This window comes from Streptomyces sp. CA-181903 (assembly GCF_050937075.1).
GTDB lineage: Bacteria > Actinomycetota > Actinomycetes > Streptomycetales > Streptomycetaceae > Streptomyces.
The window spans coordinates 1,782,722-1,800,109 of sequence record NZ_JBNJLY010000001.1 but is presented as its reverse complement, the minus strand read 5'-3'; the positions used below and the strand labels follow the sequence as shown (position 1 = coordinate 1,800,109).

11 protein-coding genes and 1 pseudogene are annotated in these 17,388 nt (G+C 72.6%); 10 read left to right on the top strand and 2 right to left on the bottom strand.

Annotated features, from left to right (window positions below; genetic code table 11):
* Positions 1-41 precede the first annotated feature (41 nt).
* Positions 42-728 (bottom strand): maleylpyruvate isomerase family mycothiol-dependent enzyme, encoded by a 687-nt coding sequence (locus ACQEVS_RS07815; protein WP_433017088.1) that lies wholly within the window; start codon positions 726-728, stop codon positions 42-44.
* A 251-nt stretch (positions 729-979) separates the two neighbouring features.
* Here ACQEVS_RS07815 and uvrA point away from each other — a divergent pair, with 251 nt between their 5' ends.
* Positions 980-4,009, top strand: coding sequence for an excinuclease ABC subunit UvrA (gene uvrA / locus ACQEVS_RS07810; protein ID WP_433017085.1), 3,030 nt, complete (start codon positions 980-982; stop codon positions 4,007-4,009).
* Between the two features lie 263 nt (positions 4,010-4,272).
* Complete coding sequence (locus tag ACQEVS_RS07805) at positions 4,273-4,710, top strand: Rieske (2Fe-2S) protein (RefSeq protein WP_433017082.1); 438 nt, start codon at positions 4,273-4,275, stop codon at positions 4,708-4,710.
* A 134-nt stretch (positions 4,711-4,844) separates the two neighbouring features.
* On the opposite strand, the gene ACQEVS_RS07800 is transcribed toward ACQEVS_RS07805, so the two are convergent.
* Positions 4,845-5,768, bottom strand: coding sequence for a hypothetical protein (locus ACQEVS_RS07800; protein WP_433017079.1), 924 nt, complete (start codon positions 5,766-5,768; stop codon positions 4,845-4,847).
* Between the two features lie 314 nt (positions 5,769-6,082).
* On the opposite strand from ACQEVS_RS07800, the gene ACQEVS_RS07795 reads away from it, so the two are divergent.
* From ACQEVS_RS07795 to gap, 8 genes and pseudogenes are all read left to right on the top strand, one after another.
* The gene (locus tag ACQEVS_RS07795; RefSeq protein WP_433017076.1) at positions 6,083-6,649 is read left to right on the top strand and encodes a papain-like cysteine protease family protein; all 567 of its coding nucleotides are present in this window, start codon (positions 6,083-6,085) and stop codon (positions 6,647-6,649) included.
* 4 nt (positions 6,650-6,653) lie between these two features.
* Positions 6,654-7,520, top strand: a complete 867-nt coding sequence (locus ACQEVS_RS07790; protein ID WP_433017073.1) for a hypothetical protein — start codon at positions 6,654-6,656, stop codon at positions 7,518-7,520.
* 132 nt (positions 7,521-7,652) lie between these two features.
* The gene (gene uvrC, locus ACQEVS_RS07785) at positions 7,653-9,641 is read left to right on the top strand and encodes an excinuclease ABC subunit UvrC (protein WP_433017070.1); all 1,989 of its coding nucleotides are present in this window, start codon (positions 7,653-7,655) and stop codon (positions 9,639-9,641) included.
* 163 nt (positions 9,642-9,804) lie between these two features.
* The gene (rapZ, locus tag ACQEVS_RS07780; protein WP_398273935.1) at positions 9,805-10,737 is read left to right on the top strand and encodes an RNase adapter RapZ; all 933 of its coding nucleotides are present in this window, start codon (positions 9,805-9,807) and stop codon (positions 10,735-10,737) included.
* Complete coding sequence (locus ACQEVS_RS07775) at positions 10,734-11,783, top strand: gluconeogenesis factor YvcK family protein (RefSeq protein WP_433017067.1); 1,050 nt, start codon at positions 10,734-10,736, stop codon at positions 11,781-11,783. The genes rapZ and ACQEVS_RS07775 overlap by 4 nt, the downstream gene beginning before the upstream one ends.
* Positions 11,774-12,792 (top strand): annotated as a pseudogene (gene whiA / locus ACQEVS_RS07770) (DNA-binding protein WhiA). The gene ACQEVS_RS07775 and the pseudogene whiA overlap by 10 nt, the downstream one beginning before the upstream one ends.
* A gap of 345 nt (positions 12,793-13,137) precedes the next feature.
* Complete coding sequence (locus tag ACQEVS_RS07765; RefSeq protein WP_433017064.1) at positions 13,138-16,101, top strand: M14 family zinc carboxypeptidase; 2,964 nt, start codon at positions 13,138-13,140, stop codon at positions 16,099-16,101.
* Positions 16,102-16,295: 194 nt separating this feature from the next.
* Positions 16,296-17,300 carry a type I glyceraldehyde-3-phosphate dehydrogenase gene (gene gap / locus ACQEVS_RS07760; RefSeq protein WP_185943719.1) on the top strand — a complete coding sequence of 335 codons (1,005 nt, stop codon included), beginning with the start codon at positions 16,296-16,298 and terminating at the stop codon, positions 17,298-17,300.
* Positions 17,301-17,388 lie beyond the last annotated feature (88 nt).

Sequence of the window (17,388 nt, the reverse complement as noted above, 5' to 3'; positions counted from 1 at the left end):
ACCACGGGCCGTGGGCGGCGGTCCCGCGGCCGTGCCCGGCGTCACAGCGGCGGCAGGGCCGGGACCGGGCTCCCGCCGGTGTCCAGGGCGGCGGCGTCGTTCCGGCCGGCGAGCCAGCCCAGCAGCGCGGGCGCGGGCCCGGAGACGCGGAGCCGGGGGCCGTCCGTACCGCCCGTCCGCCACTCCCGCCCGTCCTCCGTGGCGAGCAGCAGGGCCGGCACCCCGGGGTGGCCGGAGAACCGCCGGGCCAGGAAGCCGATCTCCCGGTCGGTGAACTCGGCGGGCAGGTCCGCGAGCCCGTAGCCGATCGCGAGGTCCACATGGTGCAGCTCGACCTCGATCAGCCGCCGGAAGGGGACCCGGGAGGCGCGGTCCGTGATGCCGTTGCGCAGGGTGACCGTACGGGAGAGGTCGCCGGGGGCGGCGGCCGCCTCCAGGAAGCGCCGGGAGCTGTCGCGCAGGTCGGCGAGGTGGACGGCGAGAGGGCGCGGGGCGTCCCGTTCGATGTCGGCGTCCCGGACCGCGGCGTCGGCGTACATGGGCCGTCCGCCGAGCACGTTGACCAGGGCGTCGGCGTTGCGTGCGAGGTGGGCCAGGACGTGGCCGCGGGTCCAGCCGGGGAGCCGGGAGGCTTCGGCGAGGGCGGACTCCGGGAGCTTGGCCACGGCGGTCAGCAGCCGGTCGGTGGCCTCGCCGACCAGGGCGAGGTCGTGCTCGTGATCAGCCATGGCCCGACCATAGCGCCGCCACTCGTTCGGGTGAAGGAGATGGACTCCGGCCGTAAATCGAATGTGCGTGCTATACGCTCGATGTGCGGCATCCTGGAGAGATGGCCGCAGCGCTCTCGTACCCTGGCTGGGTCGGGAGCATCGCTCCGCACTGACCCCTGCCGCCGCGACGGGCCCGCATCACGGGCCGGCGTCGCGTGGCGGCGGGGCCGGCGCACCCCCTCGTCTTCTCAAGAAAGGTGCCGACCGGCGTGGCAGACCGTCTCATCGTCCGTGGCGCGCGCGAGCACAACCTCAAGAACGTCTCGCTCGACCTCCCCCGTGACTCCCTCATCGTCTTCACGGGTCTTTCCGGGTCGGGCAAGTCGTCCCTCGCCTTCGACACGATCTTCGCCGAGGGGCAGCGCCGCTACGTCGAGTCGCTCTCCTCGTACGCACGGCAGTTCCTGGGCCAGATGGACAAGCCCGACGTGGACTTCATCGAGGGCCTGTCCCCGGCCGTGTCCATCGACCAGAAGTCGACCTCGCGCAACCCGCGCTCCACGGTCGGCACGATCACCGAGGTCTACGACTACCTCCGCCTGCTGTTCGCCCGGATCGGCAAGCCGCACTGCCCCGAGTGCCGGCGGCCGATCTCCCGGCAGTCGCCGCAGGCGATCGTCGACCGGGTGCTGGAGCTGCCCGAGGGCAGCCGCTTCCAGGTGCTGTCGCCGCTGGTGCGCGAGCGCAAGGGCGAGTACGTCGACCTCTTCTCCGACCTCCAGACCAAGGGCTACAGCCGGGCCCGGGTGGACGGGCAGACGATCCAGCTCTCCGAGCCGCCCAAGCTGAAGAAGCAGGAGAAGCACACCATCGAGGTGGTCGTCGACCGCCTCACCGTCAAGGGCAGCGCCAAGCGCCGGCTGACCGACTCGGTCGAGACCGCGCTGGGCCTGTCCGGCGGCATGGTCATCCTGGACTTCGTCGACCTCCCCGAGGACGACCCCGAGCGTGAGCGGATGTACTCCGAGCACCTCTACTGCCCGTACGACGACCTCTCCTTCGAGGAGATGGAGCCGCGCTCCTTCTCCTTCAACTCGCCCTTCGGCGCCTGCCCGGACTGCACCGGCATCGGCACCCGCATGGAGGTCGACCCGGAGCTGATCGTCCCGGACGAGGACAAGAGCCTCGACGAGGGCGCGATCAGCCCCTGGGCGCACGGCCAGAGCAAGGACTACTTCCACCGCCTGGTCTCCGCCCTCGCCGACGAGCTGGGCTTCCGCACGGACATCCCCTGGGCGGGGTTGCCGCAGCGCGCCAAGAAGGCCCTGCTGAACGGCCACCGCACGCAGGTCGAGGTGCGCTACCGCAACCGGTACGGCCGCGAGCGCGCGTACACCACCTCGTTCGAGGGCGTCATCCCGTTCGTCAAGCGGCGCCACTCCGAGGCGGAGAGCGACTCCAGCCGCGAGCGCTTCGAGGGCTACATGCGCGAGGTGCCGTGCCCCACCTGTGAGGGCACCCGCCTCAAGCCGGTCGTGCTGGCGGTCACCATCCAGGACCGGTCCATCGCGGAGGTCTCCGCGATGTCCATCAGCGAGTGCGCCGACTTCCTGCGGGACATGACGCTCACCGGCCGCGAGAAGAAGATCGCCGAGCGCGTCCTCAAGGAGGTCAACGAGCGGCTCCGCTTCCTCGTCGACGTCGGCCTGGACTACCTCTCGCTCAACCGCGCGGCGGGCACCCTCTCCGGCGGCGAGGCGCAGCGCATCCGGCTCGCCACGCAGATCGGCTCCGGCCTGGTCGGCGTGCTGTACGTGCTGGACGAGCCGTCCATCGGCCTGCACCAGCGCGACAACCACCGGCTCATCGAGACGCTGGTGCGCCTGCGGGACATGGGCAACACCCTGATCGTCGTCGAGCACGACGAGGACACCATCAAGGTCGCCGACTGGGTCGTGGACATCGGCCCGGGCGCCGGCGAGCACGGCGGCAAGGTCGTGCACAGCGGCCCGCTGGCCGAGCTGCTGGCCAACGAGGCGTCGATGACCGGGCAGTACCTCTCCGGCCGGCGGGCCATCGCCACCCCGGAGGGGCGGCGCCCGATCGACAGGAAGCGCGCGCTGACCGTGCGCGGCGCCCGGGAGAACAACCTGCGCGACATCGACGTGTCGTTCCCCCTGGGGGTGCTCACGGCCGTCACCGGTGTCTCGGGGTCCGGCAAGTCGACGCTGGTCAACGACATCCTGTACACGCACCTGGCCCGTGAGCTGCACGGTGCCCGCACGGTCCCCGGCCGGCACACCCGGGTGGACGGCGACGACCTGGTCGACAAGGTCGTCCACGTCGACCAGTCGCCGATCGGCCGGACGCCGCGCTCCAACCCGGCCACGTACACCGGGGTGTTCGACAACATCCGCAAGCTCTTCGCGGAGACGATGGAGGCGAAGGTCCGCGGCTACCTGCCCGGCCGCTTCTCCTTCAACGTCAAGGGCGGCCGCTGTGAGAACTGCTCCGGCGACGGCACCATCAAGATCGAGATGAACTTCCTGCCGGACGTCTACGTGCCGTGCGAGGTCTGCCACGGGGCGCGGTACAACCGCGAGACCCTGGAGGTGCACTACAAGGGCAAGTCCATCGCCGAGGTGCTGGACATGCCGATCGAGGAGGCGCTCGGCTTCTTCGAGGCCGTCCCGACGATCGCGCGCCACCTGCGGACCCTCCACGAGGTGGGCCTCGGGTACGTGCGGCTCGGGCAGCCGGCCCCGACGCTGTCCGGCGGCGAGGCGCAGCGCGTCAAGCTCGCGAGCGAGCTGCAGAAGCGCTCGACGGGCCGCACGGTCTATGTCCTCGACGAGCCGACGACCGGTCTGCACTTCGAGGACATCAACAAGCTGATCTCGGTGCTGTCGGGTCTGGTCGACAAGGGCAACAGTGTGATCGTCATCGAGCACAACCTCGATGTGATCAAGACGGCCGACTGGATCGTCGACATGGGCCCGGAGGGCGGCAAGAACGGCGGCCTGGTCATCGCCGAGGGCACGCCGGAGGAGGTCGCGGCCGTCGAGGACAGCCACACCGGCCGCTTCCTGCGGGAGATGCTCGGCGAGCGGGCCGCCGACCCGGACCCGGAGGACGCCCCGAAGCGGGGCGCCGGGAGCCGGCGGGCGCCCGCGAAGAAGACCGCCGCCAAGGCGGCGGCCGGAAAGTCGGCGGCGGCGAAGACGACGGCGAAGAAGACCGCTGCCAAGAAGGCGCCGGCCAAGACGGCGGCGAAGAAGGCGGCGGCGCGCCGGGCCTGAGCGCGGAGCCGGCGTCCGGTCCCGGACCCCTTCGGGGGGACGGGACCGGACGCATACCCGGGGCCTTGCGGAGGCTCCGGGGCCGTCCACTGCCGCACGGGCGGTGCGGGCGGGGCGGGACGGTGCGGTCGGGTACGGGCACGGCCGCGCCGCCCGCGTCCGGGCACCGCGCGGGGGCGCCGGACGCTGCCGGTATCGTCGGGACCGATCGTCACAGCAGCCCCGGCGGCACCGCCCGTCGGCGTACCCCCGTGGGAGCCTCCATGACCAGCCCGCAGCCGACGCCCTGCTGCGCCTCCCGCCGTACCGTCCTGCGCGGCGCCGCGCTCGCGGGCGCGGCCGGGCTGGGCGTCACCGCCTGCGGTGGCACGGAGGGCGGCAGGCCCTCGCCGACGCCCACCGCCCCCGTGGAGCTGGGCGCGGCGGGCGACGTCCCGGTCGGCGGGGCGCGTCTGTACCGGGAGGAGCGGGTGCTGGTCACCCGGCCGAAGAAGGACGAGTACCGGGCGTTCAGCGCCGTCTGCACCCACGCGGGCTGCGTCGTCTCGAAGATCGAGGACGGGAAGGTGCTCTGCGGCTGCCACGGCAGCGAGTTCGACGCGAACACCGGCAAGGTGCTGCAGGGCCCGGCCTCCGTCCCGCTGCCCGAGGTGCCGGTACGGGTGGCCGGCGACCGGCTGGTGGCGGGCCCGAAGAGCTGACCGGGGCCGGCCCTGCGGCCGGATCCACGACCGGCCCACGCCGTACGACGGCCCCCGGCCGCTCACAGCGCGCGTCGGGACCCGTCCGCTCCCACGACGGTCTCACGAGCCGCCCCCAGGCCGTCGGCCCGTGTTCACGACCAGTCCCACCCGATCCCCACGATCCCCGGCCGTACCGCCTGTTCCACCATGTGCACGCCCGGGTGCCGTCCCGCCAGCGTCAGTTCCTCCTGGCCGCCGCGCGGCGCGCTCGCCGTGGCCTGGCTGAAGCGGCGGCAGCGGACCGGCAGCGCGGTGGCGTCGAAGCGGACCTGGAGGACGTACTGGCCGCCGGCGAAGCTGAAGCCGCGTACGTACTCGCTGCTCTGGCCGCCGGTCCCGTCGTCGAACGCGTAGCCCAGCAGATGCGTTTCGCCGCATCGCAGCCGGGTGTCGAACAGCAGCTCCGCGACCAGGACGCCGGCCCCCGCGTGCCACCGGACGCGCCCCACGCGGCAGTTCTCGGTGGCGCGTACGCCGATCCGGGCCGGGTCGCAGCCGGGATCCCCGTAGTGGATGGCGACGTAGCGGTCCACGCCGTCCCGGTGCGCCCGGACGACGTGGTGGGACTCGCGGCCGCGGAGCTCGCGCCGCGCCCCGATGCGGACGTGCTCCAGGTGGCAGACCGTGTGCAGCCCGCCGTCGGCGGGGGCCTCCAGCTCGGCGAGGAGCCGTTCCACCGCGCGGGCCTCGTCCATGAGGGCGCGCAGCGAGCGGGCGGCGGGGCGCTCCGGCACCGGCCGGGCCACCGGTTCCAGTAACCGGGTCAGGGCCTGCGCGGGCAGCTCCAGGATCTCCTCCAGCAGCCGCACGGCGCGCAGCGACTCGGGGCGCCGCGGTCTTCGGGCCCCCTGTTGCCAGTAACTGAGGCTGGTGACACCGACGGTGACGCCGCGTTGGGCGAGCCGGCGCTGCACCCGGTGCAGGGCCAGCCCGCGTGCCGTCAGCGCGGTGCGCAGTGCCAGGTGGAAGGGGCCGGTGCGCAGCGCCTGGGCCAGCTCGGCCTCGGCGTCTCGCATGCTGGTCCGTACCATGTGCTCGCTGCCTCCTGTGAATATTCACCCGGGGTGACCGGGGTCACGGCCGCGTGGAGGACAGCCTTCCTCCTGACGGGCACAGGGCGTTCACATCCGTCGTGATCCGTTCACTTGGGTGTTCCTTACCGCATTCAAGCCGGTTGACCGACACCCGACAACATCCGATGCTCCTCACCAGCGTCCGGACGCGCTCCTCCAACGAACCACCCCACCACGGGAGGAACGTCCATGCCCCGTGCCTCGGCACAGCTCGAAAGACCCCGCATATCCCCCACCCCCGCCCGCGCGGCAGGCGGTTGTCCGTCACCGCCCTCACCGCCGCCGCGCTGATCGCGCTGCCCGCCGCCACCGCCACGGCCGCCCCCACCGGCCATGAGCTGCGCGGCGCCAACCGGCTCAACATCTCCATGCAGGCCCAGGAGAAGAACAACTGGTGCTGGGCCGCCTCCGGCAACACCATCGCCACCTGGTTCGGCCGCAAGTACAGCCAGAACCAGTTCTGCAACGCCGCCTTCAACCGGCAGCAGGGCACCGACTGCCCCAACAACCAGGCCAACCTGGGCAACGTCCAGAACGCCCTGCGCTGGGCCGGCATCAAGAGCGGCTCGTACGTGGACGGCTGGCTGCGCTACCCGACCGTGCAGAGCGAGATCAACGCCAAGCGGCCCATCGAGACGCGCATCGGCTGGAAGTCCGGCGGCGGCCACATGCACGTCGTCTACGGCTACGACGACTCCAACAGCATGGTCTACTGGGGCGACCCGTGGCCGAGCAGCAACCGCTACAACTGGGCGGCGCACAGCTGGTACGTGAACAACAACCAGTTCGCCTGGACGCATTCGCTCTACCGGATCGGCGGGTGAGGTCATGACCGTGCATGGAATCCACCGCTCCGGGCGGACGTACGCCCGTGCCGCGGCCGCCGGCGCCCTGACCGCCGGCGTGCTCGCCCTCGCCCCGCTCGCCCACGCCGCTCCGCCGCCCGCGGCCCCCGCCCCGCCCGCCGCCGGGCTGGCGGCGGCCCACGACGCGGCGGCGTCGTCCACGACGCTGGACACCCTGTCCCGGTTCTTCGCCCGCGACGGCGCCCTCGCCAAGGCGGACGCCAAACCGCGGATCGAGGGCGCGGCCGTGCCCGTCTACGCGCTCTCGCCCGACTTCGTCGCCGGGAAGCGGAACGCACCTGTCGCCACACTGGACTTCCTCGCCAGCAAGGCCGTCTCGGCCGACGGGCAGAAGGCGTCCGTGTGGACGGCCGGCGGCGGCACCGACTGGAAGGTCGTCAACATCGCCACCGGCGACGACGAGACGCGCTACGCGGCCGAGGGGGCCAAGAAGCTCAGCGGCGGCACGGTCTTCCGCGAGCCCCAGGTCAACGCCTGGTACGTGCAGCGCGCCGACCGGATCCTGCCCCTGAACACCGAGGCCGTCCGGGCCGTCGGCGCCCGCGGCACCACCGTGGACGCCTACCGGGACCGCGTCCACAAGGCGTACGGCGACAAGCTGCCCGGTTCGGCCTACGCGAAGAAGGGCCTGGCGGGCGGCTACGGAGGCGGGGCCGAGGCCGAGGCCCAGGCGGCCCCGGCGGCCGACGCCCCGGCGCCGCTCGCCGCCGAGCCCGCCGGCTCGGCGTCGGACTCCTCCGACACCACCACCCTGGCCGCCTCGGCCGGCGGCGCCGCTCTGGCCCTCGGCCTCGGCACCGTCGCCGTCCGCAGGCTCCGGCGCCGCTGACGCGACGCCGGGAACCCCCCACACGCTGCGGCCCCGGCGCCCTCCACGCGCCGGGGCCGCGGCACGTGCCCGTGCGGCCGGAGCGCCGCCGCGACACCGGTCTTGTCAGTGCCCGCAAGTAGGGTGTGAGACATGGCCGACCCCAGCAGCTACCGACCCAAGCCGGGACAGATCCCCGACTCGCCCGGGGTGTACCGGTTCCGTGACGAGCACGGCCGGGTGATCTACGTCGGGAAGGCGAAGAGCCTGCGCCAGCGGCTCTCCTCGTACTTCCAGGACCTCGCCGGTCTGCACCCGCGCACCCGCACGATGGTCACCACCGCCGCCTCCGTCGAGTGGACCGTCGTCGCCACCGAGGTCGAGGCGCTGCAGCTCGAATACTCCTGGATCAAGGAGTACGACCCGCGCTTCAACGTGAAGTACCGGGACGACAAGAGCTACCCGTACCTGGCCGTCACGCTGAACGAGGAGTTCCCGCGCGTCCAGGTCATGCGTGGCGCCAAGAAGAAGGGCGTCCGCTACTTCGGGCCCTACGCGCACGCCTGGGCGATCCGCGAGACCGTCGATCTGATGCTCCGCGTCTTCCCCGTCCGCACCTGCTCCGCCGGGGTGTTCAAGCGCTCCGCCCAGATCGGCCGTCCCTGCCTGCTCGGCTACATCGGCAAGTGCTCCGCCCCCTGCGTCGGCCGCGTCAGCCCCGAGGAGCACCGCGAACTGGCCGAGGAGTTCTGTGACTTCATGGCCGGCCGTACCGGCGCCTACCTCCGCCGGCTGGAGCGGCACATGCAGGAGGCGGCCGAGGAGATGGAGTACGAGAAGGCCGCCCGGCTCCGCGACGACATAGGGGCGCTCCGCCGCGCCATGGAGAAGAACGCCGTCGTCCTCGCCGACGCCACCGACGCCGATCTGATCGCCGTGGCCGAGGACGAGCTGGAGGCGGCCGTCCAGATCTTCCACGTGCGCGGTGGCCGGGTGCGCGGCCAGCGCGGCTGGGTGACCGACAAGGTCGAGGCGGTGGACACCGCGGGCCTGGTCGAGCACGCGCTCCAGCAGCTGTACGGCGAGGAGCAGGGCGACGCGGTGCCCAAGGAGGTCCTCGTCCCCGCCCTGCCGGACCCCGTCGAGCCGGTCGCCGAGTGGCTGACCGCCCGCCGCGGCTCCCGCGTCGACCTGCGCATCCCGCAGCGCGGCGACAAGAAGGACCTGATGGCGACGGTCCAGCGGAACGCCCAGCAGGCGCTGGCCCTGCACAAGACCAAGCGCGCCTCCGACCTGACCACCCGCTCCCGCGCCCTGGAGGAGATCGCCGAGGCCCTGGGCCTGGACTCGGCCCCGCTGCGCGTCGAGTGCTTCGACATCTCCCACCTCCAGGGGCAGGACGTGGTGGCGTCCATGGTCGTCTTCGAGGACGGGCTCGCGCGGAAGAGCGAGTACCGCCGCTTCCAGATCAAGAGCTTCGAAGGCCAGGACGACGTCCGGTCCATGCACGAGGTCGTCTCCCGCCGTTTCCGCCGCTATCTGCGGGAGAGCCAGAAGACGGGGGAGTGGACCGTGGAGGAGGCCGACGGTCCCGAGGAGGACACCGCCGGCCCCCGCGACGACAACGGCCGCCCCAAGCGCTTCGCCTACCCGCCGCAGCTCGTCGTGGTCGACGGCGGCCGGCCGCAGGTGCAGGCCGCCCGCCGGGCCCTGGACGAGCTGGGCATCGCCGACGTCGCCGTCTGCGGCCTCGCCAAGCGCCTGGAGGAGGTCTGGCTGCCGGACGAGGAGGATCCGGTCGTCCTGCCGCGCACCAGCGAGGGCCTCTACCTGCTCCAGCGCGTCCGCGACGAGGCACACCGCTTCGCCATCGCCTATCAGCGCGGCAAACGCGCCAAGACGATGAAGGCGTCCCCGCTGGACGCCGTCGCCGGCCTGGGCGACAGCCGCAAGCAGGCGCTGCTCAAGCACTTCGGCTCGGTGAAGAAGCTGCGCGCGGCCACCGTCGAGCAGATCTGCGAGGTGCCCGGCGTCGGCCGGAAGACCGCCCTGGCCGTCGCCGCCGCCCTGGCCGAAAGCGCCCCGCCCGCCCCGGCCGTCAACATGGCGACGGGCGAGATCCTGGACGGGTCCGAGGGATGATGGAGACGACGGCGAGGAGCGCGGGAGCGGCCGGCGGGCGCGTGGCCCCGGTCCGGCCGCCGCACCCCGCGAGGATCAGGGAAAGAGCACAGGGAGAGCCGGACGGACGGGGCCGCGACCACGGTCCCGCCGGCAGAACGGGGGACACCACATGCAGCACGGCATGAACGAACACGATCGGGACGGAGCAAAGGTGAGTACGGGCACGACGGCGGACACGACCGGCGAGGCGGCGGGCATCCCCGAGCTGGTCATCATCTCGGGCATGTCGGGGGCGGGCCGCAGCACCGCCGCCAAGTGCCTGGAGGACCTCGGCTGGTTCGTCGTCGACAACCTGCCGCCCGCCCTCATCCCCACCATGGTCGACCTCGGCGCCCGTTCCCAGGGCAACGTGGCCCGGATCGCCGTGGTCGTCGACGTCCGCGGCCGGCGGTTCTTCGACAACCTCCGCGAGTCCCTCGCGGACCTCGCCGCCAAGAAGGTCAAGCGCCGGGTGATCTTCCTGGAGGCGTCCGACGACGCCCTCGTCCGCCGCTTCGAGTCGGTCCGCCGCCCGCACCCCCTCCAGGGCTCCGGCCGCATCGTCGACGGCATCGCCGCCGAGCGCGACCTGCTCCGCGAGCTGCGCGGCGACGCCGACTTGGTCATCGACACCTCCAGCCTCAACGTCCACGAGCTGCGCGCCAAGATGGACGCCCAGTTCGCCGGCGAGGAGGAGCCGGAGCTCCGCGCCACCGTCATGTCCTTCGGCTACAAGTACGGCCTGCCCGTCGACGCCGACCTGGTGGTGGACTGCCGCTTCCTGCCCAACCCGCACTGGGTCCCCGAGCTGCGCCCCTTCACCGGCCTCAACGAGGAGGTCTCGGGCTACGTCTTCAACCAGCCCGGCGCCAAGGAGTTCCTCGACCGCTACACCGAGCTGCTCCAGCTCATCGCGGCCGGCTACCGCCGCGAGGGCAAGCGCTACGTGACGATCGCCGTGGGCTGCACGGGCGGCAAGCACCGCTCGGTGGCCATGTCCGAGAAGCTCGCCCACCGCCTCGTCTCGGAGGGTGTCGAGACCGTCGTCGTCCACCGGGACATGGGGCGCGAGTGACCGGCCGCGGTTTCCGGATGCGCCGCGCCCGCCGGGTCGTCCCCGGCGGTCCGCGCGGCGCCGAGCGGCGCCTCCAGCGCCGCACCCAGCCCAAGGTCGTCGCCCTAGGCGGCGGCCGCGGGCTGTCCGCCTCGCTCGCCGCGCTGCGCCGGATCACCGGCGACCTGACGGCCGTGGTCACCGTCGCCGACGACGGCGGCTCCAGCGGCCGGCTGCGCGACGAGCTCGGCGTGCTGCCCCCGGGCGACCTGCGCAAGGCCCTCGCCGCGCTGTGCGGGGACGACGACTGGGGACGCACCTGGTCGCGCGTCGTCCAGCACCGCTTCGCCAGCGAGGGCGACCTGCACGGCCACGCCGTCGGCAACCTGCTGATCGTCGCCCTCTGGGAGCAGCTCGGCGACCACGTCCAGGCCCTGGACCTGGTCGGCAAGCTGCTCGGCGCGCACGGCCGGGTGCTGCCCATGTCCGCCGTCCCGCTGGAGCTCCAGGCGCTGGTCCGCGGCCACGACCCCCGCAAGCCGGACGCCGTCACCACCGTCCGCGGCCAGGCCACCGTCGCCCTCACCCCGGGCGAGGTGCACTCGGTGCACGTGGTCCCGGAGGACCCGCCGGCCGTGCCCGAGGCCGTCGAGGCGGTCCTGGACGCCGACTGGGTGGTGCTCGGCCCGGGCTCCTGGTTCTCGTCGGTGATCCCGCACCTGCTGGTCCCCGAACTGCTGACCGCCCTGCAGGAGACCAAGGCCCGCCGGGTGCTCTCGCTGAACCTCGCCCCCCAGCCCGGCGAAACCGAGGGCTTCTCCCCGCAGCGTCATTTGGAGGTTTTGGCCCGACACGCCCCTAAACTCGCCCTGGACGTGGTGCTGGCCGACGAGGCCGCCGTGCCCGACCGGGACAGCCTCCGGGACGCCGCCAAGCGGCTCGGCGGCACGGTCGAGCTGGCGCCGGTCGCCGCCCAGGGGAGTTCCGCTACGCACGATCCGGAACTGCTGGCCGCCGCGTACGACCGTATTTTTCGGATGCATGGAAGGATCGGCCCATGGCGATGACGGCAGCGGTGAAGGACGAGATCTCCCGGCTCCCCGTCACCCGGACCTGCTGCCGGAAGGCGGAGGTCTCGGCGATCCTCCGCTTCGCCGGCGGCCTGCACCTGGTCAGCGGGCGCATCGTGATCGAGGCGGAGCTGGACACGGGCATCGCGGCCCGGCGGCTGCGCAAGGACATCCTGGAGATCTTCGGCCACGCCTCCGACCTGGTCGTCATGGCCCCGGCGGACTGCGCCGCGGCAGCAGGTACGTGGTGCGGGTGGTGGCGGGCGGTGACCAGCTGGCCCGCCAGACCGGCCTGGTCGACGGCCGCGGCCGGCCGATCCGCGGCCTGCCCCCGCAGGTCGTCTCCGGCGCCACCTGCGACGCGGAGGCCGCCTGGCGCGGCGCCTTCCTGGCCCACGGCTCGCTGACCGAGCCCGGCCGCTCCTCCTCCCTGGAGGTCACCTGCCCCGGCCCCGAGGCGGCGCTCGCCCTGGTCGGCGCCGCCCGCCGGCTCCAGATCGCGGCCAAGGCCCGCGAGGTGCGCAACGTGGACCGGGTGGTCGTCCGCGACGGCGACGCCATCGGCGCGCTGCTCACCCGGCTCGGCGCCCACGAGTCGGTGCTCGCCTGGGAGGAGCGGCGGATGCGCCGCGAGGTGCGGGCCACCGCCAACCGGCTGGCCAACTTCGACGACGCCAACCTGCGCCGCTCCGCCCGGGCCGCCGTCGCCGCCGGGGCCCGGGTCCAGCGGGCCCTGGAGATCCTCGGCGAGGAGGTCCCGGAGCACCTCGCCGCCGCCGGCCGGCTGCGCATGGAGCACAAGCAGGCGTCCCTGGAGGAGCTGGGCGCCCTCGCCGACCCGCCGCTCACCAAGGACGCCGTGGCCGGCCGGATCCGCCGGCTGCTCGCGATGGCCGACAAGCGCGCCCAGGACCTCGGCATCCCCGGCACCGAGTCCAACCTCACCGAACTGGCCGATCTCCCCGAGGATCTGGTGGACGGCATGGTCAAGGGCATGGTCGGCTGACACCGCCGTGTCGGCACTCTTCCGGCCGCCGCGGGCCGACGGCGGGCCACCCCGTCGGCCGGGCCGGTCCCGCGGGCCCTGCCGATGCGTCCTGCCCTGCCGCTCCGGTCCGTGCTGCCGGTCCGACGTGCCGCCCCGATCCGGCCGGTCCCACCGGTCCCGCCGGACTCCCCGATCCGGCCGCTCCGGTCGGTTCCGGCCGACTTCGCCGCGGGCACCCCGGCGGGCCGGCCGCTCCGCCGGGCTGGACACCCCCGCCCCCTCCCAGGCCCTATTGACATGCCCATGGGCCGTCGGAAGCCTGTCGTCCGGCATGCACGGGACAGACAACGGCAAGGGGGGTTCATGAGACGCAGGACACGAGCGACCCTCGTGGCGGCATCGCTGCTCCTCGGTGGAGTCACCGCGGCACCCTTCGCACACGCCTCACCCTTCGCACCCGCACGACCGGACGCCGGCGCCGCCGACACCGCCGAGGCACCGACCGTATGGACCGGCGAGGTCACCCAGGCCCAGGTGCCACTGCTGCTCAAGGCAGGCGTGGACGGGCACGAGCTGGGCCGGCCCGCCGGGGACCGGGCCGTCCCGGTCGAGCTCTACCTCACCCGCGCGCAGGCCGACGGACTGCGCGGACGGGGCGTGAAGCTCACCGAGAAACGGCTGTCGCCCCTCGCCCGCGAGCGCCTCAAGCCCGGGGGCGACGGCGTCTTCCGCCCGTACAGCGGCCCCAAGGGCCTCCAGCGCGAGGTGATCGACACCGGCCGGGCCCACCCCGGGCTGACCAAGGTCGTGAGCATCGGCAGGACCGTCCGCGGCCAGGACATCCTCGCCCTCAAGGTCAGCAAGGACGCGGCCGGGAGCAAGGACGGCTCCAAGCCCGCCGTGCTCTACATGTCCAACCAGCACGCCCGGGAGTGGATCACCCCGGAGACCACCCGGCGGCTGATGCATCACTACATCGACCGCTACGGCAAGGACCCGCGGATCACCCGGCTCGTGGACCGCACCGAACTGTGGTTCGTGCTCTCCGCCAACCCGGACGGCTACGACCACACCTTCAAGAGCCCCGAGACCCGTTTCTGGCGGAAGAACCTCCGCGACAACAACGGCGACGGAAAGATCACCGCGGGCGACGGCGTCGACCTCAACCGCAACTTCCCCTACAAATGGGGCTACGACAACGAGGGCTCGTCCCCCGACCCCGACTCCGAGACCTACCGCGGCCCCGCCCCCGCCTCCGAACCGGAGACCAGGGCGCTGGACGCGTTCGAGAAGCGCGTCCGCTTCTCCTACGCCGTCAACTACCACTCGGCCGGGGAGATGCTGCTCTACGGCGTCGGCTGGCAGGTCGCCACGCCCACGCCCGACGACGTCCTCCTCAAGTCCCTGGCCGGGACGCCGGAAAAGTCCGCGATCCCCGGCTACCGGCCGCAGCTCTCCTCGGAGCTGTACACCACCAACGGCGAGGCGGACGGCCACGCGGCCAACGTCAACGGGACGCTGATGTTCACCCCGGAGATGTCGACGTGCCGCACCGCCTCGCGCGCGGACACCTCCGGCCGCTGGAACCCGGCCGACTGCCCGTCCGAATTCGCGTTCCCCGACGACAAGAAGCTGATCCAGGCGGAGTTCGACAAGAACCTCCCCTTCGCCCTCTCCGTCGCCGAAACCGCCGCCCGCGGCGACCGCCCGGTCTCCGTCACCGGTCTGAGCGCCCCGGACTTCACCCCGCACGCGTTCGGCGCCTCCTTCGCGCGCGGCACCGGCCAGACCGTCGCCGTCACCGCCCGCAAGAGCGTGCGCGACAAGAAGCTCAACTACCGCGTGGACGGCGGGAGGACGCACACCGCGGACGTCAGGCCCTGGAAGGGCGGCAAACGCTACGGCGGGCACGACAACATCCGCTTCGACGAGTACCGGGGCACGGTCCCGAGCGCCCGCGAGGGAGCCCGGGTGGAGGTCTGGTTCACCGGGCGCACGGCCGAAGGCAAGGCCACCCGCGGCAAGCCCTTCACCTACACCGTCTGGCACCGCCCGCAGGCCGACACCCTGGTCATCGCCGACGAGGGCGGCACCGCCCCGGCCCGGCACGCCGTGACGTACACCGAGGCCCTGTCCGCCGCCGGCCGCAAGGGCCTGATCTGGGACGTCGCCCGGGACGGCACCCCCGACCCGCTCGGCGTCCTCTCCCACTTCAGGACAGTCCTCTGGTACACGGGCGGCAACAAGCCGAGCGGCGGCACTCTCCTCGCCGTCCGGGACTTCATCAACGAAGGCGGCAAACTCATCACGATGGGTGAGCGGGCCGGCGGCGAGTCCCGCGTCGGCCGGGCCGACACGGACGACTTCTCCCAGTACTACCTGGGCGCCTACGCCCGCACCCCGGCACAGCACCCCAAGCGCTTCGCCGGCACCGGACCCCTGGCCGGCGTCCGCGCCGACCTCGCCGACGCGCCCGGCAACCCGCTCGACGCCGCAGGCACCTACGTCGTCACCTCCGACGCGCTGCGCCCCCGCGCCTTCCCGCAGTTCCGCAGCGCGCCGGCCGGCGACTACCCCGGCGTCCGGGGCGCGTACGAACCCTGGGCCGGCGACTGGATGGCCAACGCCGCGCACAAGGACCGCGCCTGGATGCGGCTCGCCCGCACCGTAGACCTGACCGGCGTCCGGGCCGGCGCCAAACCGGCGCTCGGCCTCCGCCTCAGCGTCGACACCGAGCCCGGGTACGACCAGGTCATCGTCGAGGCGCACACCGTCGGCCGGGACGACTGGACCACCCTGCGCGACACGAACGGCGGTACGACGGACGAGGTTCCGCAGGGCTGCCCCTCGCTGGTCGCGCTCCACCCCTTTCTCAAGCACTACCTCACCGTCGCCGGCGACGACTGCGCCGCCCGCGGCACCAGCGGCGTCTGGCACCGCTTCACCGGCTCCACCCAGGGCTGGCACGCCGCCTCCTTCGACCTGAGCGGCTACGCGGGCGGGAAGGTCGAACTGGCCGTCTCCTACGTCACCGACTCCGGGACCGGCGGCCGGGGCGCGCTCCTCGACGAGGCCGTCGTCACCGGCGTCGACCGGGCGGCCGAGGGTTTCGAGAGCGGATCCCTGGGCACCTGGAAGACTCCCGGGGCACCGGCCGGGAGCGCCCGGAACACCGGCGACTGGGCGGCCTCCCGAGCGCTGGCCCACTCCGCCGCCGCCGTCGTCACCCCCGACACCGCGCTGCTGGGCTTCGGCTTGGAGCACGTGCGGGACGGTAAACAGCGCGTGACCCTGCTGCGCGCCGCACTACGCGCCGTGCACGGCTGACCGGGGGGCGCCCCCACGGGAGGCGGCCCCTTGTGGTAGCGGTCCGCGCCCCTTCTCCGAGGGGGCGCGGACCCCTGTCCCACCAGGCCCGCCAATGTCACGTACGTCCCGTGTTGGGGGTAGGGTCGGTGGTGGTCGGGGACATCCCATACAGTCGCCGGGACAGACCGGCACACCAACGAGGAGATCGGTTCGTGACGATCCGCGTAGGCATCAACGGCTTTGGCCGTATCGGTCGAAACTACTTCCGTGCGCTCCTGGAGCAGGGTGCGGACATCGAGATTGTCGGTGTCAACGACCTGACCGACAATGCCACTCTCGTCCACCTGCTGAAGTACGACTCGATCCTGGGCCGTCTGGACGCCGAGGTCAGCCACACCGACGACTCCATCACCGTCGGTAACCAGACCTTCAAGACGATGGCCGAGCGCGACCCCGCCAACCTGCCCTGGGGCGAGCTGGGCGCCGACATCGTCATCGAGTCCACCGGCATCTTCACCAAGCGCGAGGACGCCGCCAAGCACCTCGCCGCCGGTGCGAAGAAGGTCCTCATCTCGGCTCCGGCCAAGAACGAGGACATCACCATCGTGATGGGCGTCAACCAGGACAAGTACGACGCGGCCAACCACCACGTCATCTCCAACGCCTCCTGCACCACCAACTGCGTGGCGCCGATGGCGAAGGTCCTCGACGAGAGCTTCGGCATCGTCAAGGGCATGATGACGACGGTCCACGCGTACACCAACGACCAGCGCATCCTGGACTTCCCGCACTCCGACCTGCGCCGCGCCCGCGCCGCCGCGGAGAACATCATCCCGACCTCGACGGGTGCCGCCAAGGCCACCGCCCTGGTCCTCCCGCAGCTGAAGGGCAAGCTGGACGGCATCGCCATGCGCGTCCCGGTCCCGACCGGCTCGGTCACCGACCTCGTCCTTGAGCTCGAGCGCGAGACCACCAAGGAAGAGATCAACGCCGCCTTCCAGAAGGCCGCCGAGGGCCAGCTGAAGGGCATCCTCGAGTACACCGAGGACCCGATCGTCTCCTCGGACATCGTCAACTGGCCGGCCTCCTGCACCTTCGACTCCCTGCTGACCATGGTCCAGGGCAAGCAGGTCAAGGTCGTCGGCTGGTACGACAACGAGTGGGGCTACTCCAACCGTCTGGTGGACCTCACCGTCTTCGTCGGCGGTCAGCTCTGATCCCGGCCTGACGGCTACGCCCACCGGCACAGCGATGCAGCGGACGGGGCTCGAACGGCGCGACGGCGCGCCGTCCGGGCCCCGTCCC